The following is a 3,727-nucleotide window of genomic DNA, read 5'->3' on the forward strand; positions in this document are numbered from 1 at the left end:
CCGCGCCCGCATGAAGACCAAGGCAGGCCGCAACATCCTCGCCCGTCGCCGTGCGAAGGGCCGTCACCAGCTCACCGTCAGCGACGAGTAAGGCCCCGGCCCCGCCAGGATCAGGCCATCGCCGTACCCGACTCCACCAGCGCCGCCCAGGACCGTGCCAGCCCCAAGGGGCCCCGCCGTCCGGTGGCGCTGGTGTCGTTGACCGGGGACCGTGAATTCCGGCGGGTCCGGCAGCACGGCGCGGTGGTGCGCGACCGCCTGTTTACCCTGCGCGTCACCGAGTACCGCCCCCGCTACGGTGAGGTGTGGCGGCCCCGCGCCACCATAGGCATCGTGATCTCCAAGAAAACCCTGGGCCGCGCGGTGGACCGCAACCGTGCTCGCCGCCGGGTGCGCGAGGCGCTGCGGACCCTGCCCGGCGGCCTGCCCCCCTGCCGCGCGATCCTGCTGCCCAACCCGGCTGCCCTGAAGGTGCCCTTTGCGGAGCTTCAGGCGGCCCTGGCGCGGGCCTTCGCGGGCACGCCGGGCAAGGGCAAGCGTGGAAAAGGGGGCGGGAACTCTGGCTCCTCCCCCCGCGTATCCGGCCGCGTGACCCCCCCTGTCCCGACCCCCGCCGAGGAGGGCCCAGCATGAGCGCCGCCTCCCGCGCCGTGCTGCGGCTGATCGGCTGGTATCAGCGCGAGCTCTCGCCGCGCAAGCCTGCCCCGACCTGCCGCTTTACCCCGAGCTGCTCGCAGTACGCCGCCGAGGCGGTGGGGCGCCACGGTGCCCTGCGGGGCGGCTGGCTGGCCGCCTGGCGCGTCGTGCGCTGCAATCCGCTGGTGCCCGGCGGCTTCGACCCGGTGCCGGGGGAGTGGCCGCGCCGCTCCTCTGCCGCCAGTGCGTCTGCCGCCGGTTCCCCTCCCTCCCGCCGCCCCCGCTCCAGAAAGTCACCCTGATGAAGACCCGAACCCTGCTTCCCCTGACGGCCCTGGGAGCGCTGCTGCTCACCGCCTGCGGCACCACCGGCCCCCTCCCCACCTTCGGCAAGGCGATCACGCCCGAGTGGATCGTGGCCGATTTCGACCCGAACCAGCCCGGCGACGAGTTCATCGCCACCAGCAACCTCAGTGACGTGGTGTTCAACGCGCGGGGCGAGGTGATCGGCTGGTACGTCAAGAACTACGCGGGAACGCCCTTTATCAAGCAGCGTGCCGACGGGACCTACGACTTTACCGCCCTGCGCGAGCAGCGCGGCATCGTGAACATGGTGGGGGACCGCAAGGCGCTCGCGCTGCAGGGGGAGGGCCTCGACCCCGCCGCCCCCGCCCAGGCCACGCGCCCCCGGCTGACCCAGAACCTCGCGCAAAACCGCCAGGACGCCGTGTTCCGCTACACCCAGAACGGCGTGGCGGTCACCAAGACCGTCACCCTGCACCCGCGCAACTACAAGGTAGACGTGCGGACCCGGATCGAGAATGGCCCACAAACGTATTCCATGCTGTTCCCCGGTCTGGGCAAGGCCGACAACCCCCGCGTGCAGGCCGTCCCCGTGGGCGGGCAGCCTGCCGCCGTGCAGGGCAGCGGCACCCTGACGGTGGAGAACATCGTCTACGCCGCGCTGCAGGAAAATCCCAGCCAGGTCGCGCACGCCCTGATCGTGCGGCCCCAGGGCGGGACGCAGGCGGACGCCGCGCTGACCGGGGGCGAGCAGGGCCTGATCCGGGTGGGCCTGACCGGGGACAGCAACCTGGAGGTCTACGGCGGGCGCAACGAGCTGATTCACCTCTACCAGAGCGGCCTGAGCACCCTGCCGGGGCTCTTTGCCCCCAACTGGTTCGGGCAGATCAGCCTCCTGATCGTGAAGCTGATGGAATGGCTCTACGGTTTCGTGGGCAACTGGGGGCTGGTGCTCGTGCTGCTCACGGTGCTGCTGCGCCTGATCATGTGGCCGCTGATGCAGGCGCAGGGCCGCACCACCGCCCGGATGCAGGTCATGCAGCCCAAGATCAAGGCGATTCAGGAGCGTTTCAAGGACAAGCGGGACCCCGAGTCGCAGCGGGCGATGCAGACCGAGATGGCGCAGCTTTACCGCGACCACAACTTCAACCCGGCGGGCTGCTTCTCGACCTTTATCCCGTTCCCGGTCCTGATCGCGCTGTGGTCCACCATCCGCAACTTCGAGTTCGACTCGGGCTTTTTGTGGCTGCCGGACCTCGCCATCCCGGACCCCTTCTATATCCTCGCGCTGATCTACCTGATCGTGAACATCGGCCAGCTGTACGTGATGACCCGCAAGAGCCCCGACATGTTCCGGCAGCAGGCCTTCATCTACATCATCTTCCTGTACTTCGCCCTGACCTTCCCGGCGGGCGTGACGATCTACATCATCCTGTCCACATTGATCGGCATCATTCAGCAGGTCATCATCAACAAGCAGGTCGAGCGCGAGACGGCCTCGCTGGGCCAGACGGTGCAAAAGGCCCCGCCCCGCGCCGCAGGCAAGACCGTCAAGACCATCGAAGCGCCGAAGAAGTAAGCGCCGCGAAAAGGGCCGTCCCGCCGCAGAAGGTGGGGCGGTTTTCTTGTGGAGTGTGGCCTGCCGCTTACGACGTGTGGAAGAAGATGGAGGTGGGTCACGCGAATGTCGTGGTTCACCTCCCCCCACAGGCTACGGGCCGCGCACCACACCCTCGGTCCGTCCCCAGTCCCGCAGGGCCCGCAGTGCCTCCCAGGTCCGCACACTGCGCCACTCGGTTTCCGCCTGGGGCCAGGCTTCAGGGAAGGTGCCGCCCCAGTCCCAGGTCGGTGCCCACGAGCCGTCCTCCCGCTGAGAGGTCAGGAGGTGGGCGAGCGCCGCCGCGAGCGCGTCGTCCAGCACGGGGGCCAGGGGAGACGCGGGGGTGGGGGCCACGTGGAGGGGGTCGAGGCCGTACCCGGCGAGGGCTTCGGGCGTGGAGGCCACCCGCTCCGGCAGCACGTCGTGGAGGTACTCCAGCACAGGCAGACGGTGGTCCCCCGGCACCTCGGGGGTCTGGGCGAAGAGGGCGGCGACCGCGTGCCCGTTCACGTCCCCTGGCTCCAGCCCGGCGAGAATGGCGTCACGCGTCTCCACCGTCAGCAGCGCGAGCAGGCCTTCCGGCAACAGCTCCGGCCAGCGCCAGAGCCGCGCCACGATTCCCGCGCGGGGATTGACCCGGAACCCGCCGAACGCCGCCGCGAGGGCCTCCGGCCCGGCCTGATTCCACCAGAGGGCGTGCGGGTGCGCCGCTGCCTCCGGCGGCAGGAAGGGCCACACCGACCCGCCGGGTGTGACGTGCAGGTGCTCGCGCAGCCACGCCACGGCGCCGGTCAGCAGATCGTTGGGCGCGGGCACCCCGAGGTCGTGCAGCACCTCCAGCGCCGTAGCCGTCGCCAGCACGCTGCTCTCCGGCGCCCGCACATCCGGCTCCAGCGCCCGCCCGAAGCCGCCGTCGGGATTGCGGGAGTGAGCCAGCGCCTCCAGCACATCCTCCATGCGTCCGCCCTCGAAGGCGTGGCGAAAGCGGGCGGCCTCCAGCGGTCTTCCCCGGTCCAGCAAAAAGGCGCGGGCACGGGCGAAGGCTTCCGGCGTGAGGCGGGCGTCGTTCGGGGGGGTCATGGGGCAGGGTAACGCAGGGAGCGGCCAGGGTCGGGCCCTCAGCTCCCGGCCAGTTGCGCCCGCGCCGCCGCGAAACCCGGCCGCAGCCGCAGCGCCTCGCGGTAGGCG

Annotated in this window: 5 protein-coding genes; 4 read left to right on the forward strand and 1 reads right to left on the reverse strand. The window is 70.7% G+C overall.

What is annotated here, in order from left to right; all coding sequences use genetic code 11:
• The 4 genes from rpmH to QOL99_RS15785 all read left to right on the forward strand — a co-directional run.
• Positions 1–91: 50S ribosomal protein L34 (gene rpmH, locus QOL99_RS15770; RefSeq protein WP_285525226.1), on the forward strand; the 91-nt coding region annotated here is incomplete at its 5' end.
• A gap of 107 nt (positions 92–198) precedes the next feature.
• The gene (gene rnpA / locus QOL99_RS15775; protein WP_285525227.1) at positions 199–633 is read left to right on the forward strand and encodes a ribonuclease P protein component; all 435 of its coding nucleotides are present in this window, start codon (positions 199–201) and stop codon (positions 631–633) included.
• Positions 630–938: a membrane protein insertion efficiency factor YidD gene (gene yidD / locus QOL99_RS15780; protein ID WP_285525221.1), complete on the forward strand. Its 309-nt coding sequence runs from the start codon at positions 630–632 to the stop codon at positions 936–938. Before rnpA ends, yidD begins: the two co-directional genes overlap by 4 nt.
• Positions 938–2,518, forward strand: coding sequence for a YidC/Oxa1 family membrane protein insertase (locus QOL99_RS15785; RefSeq protein ID WP_285525223.1), 1,581 nt, complete (start codon positions 938–940; stop codon positions 2,516–2,518). Before yidD ends, QOL99_RS15785 begins: the two co-directional genes overlap by 1 nt.
• Positions 2,519–2,650: 132 nt before the next feature.
• Here the strand turns inward: QOL99_RS15785 and QOL99_RS15790 are convergent, their stop codons facing one another.
• Positions 2,651–3,619, reverse strand: coding sequence for a prenyltransferase/squalene oxidase repeat-containing protein (locus QOL99_RS15790; protein WP_285525225.1), 969 nt, complete (start codon positions 3,617–3,619; stop codon positions 2,651–2,653).
• Between the last annotated feature and the right edge of the window lie 108 nt (positions 3,620–3,727).

Source organism: Deinococcus rhizophilus, from assembly GCF_030271215.1.
GTDB lineage: Bacteria > Deinococcota > Deinococci > Deinococcales > Deinococcaceae > Deinococcus > Deinococcus rhizophilus.

What these genes read in the sequence shown, in the direction of transcription:
- yidD (WP_285525221.1), top strand. Translation starts at nt 630, where the DNA reads ATGAGCGCCGCCTCCCGCGCCGTGCTGCGGCTGATCGGCTGGTATCAG.
- QOL99_RS15785 (WP_285525223.1), top strand. Translation starts at nt 938, where the DNA reads ATGAAGACCCGAACCCTGCTTCCCCTGACGGCCCTGGGAGCGCTGCTG.
- QOL99_RS15790 (WP_285525225.1), bottom strand. Translation starts at nt 3,619, where the DNA reads ATGACCCCCCCGAACGACGCCCGCCTCACGCCGGAAGCCTTCGCCCGT.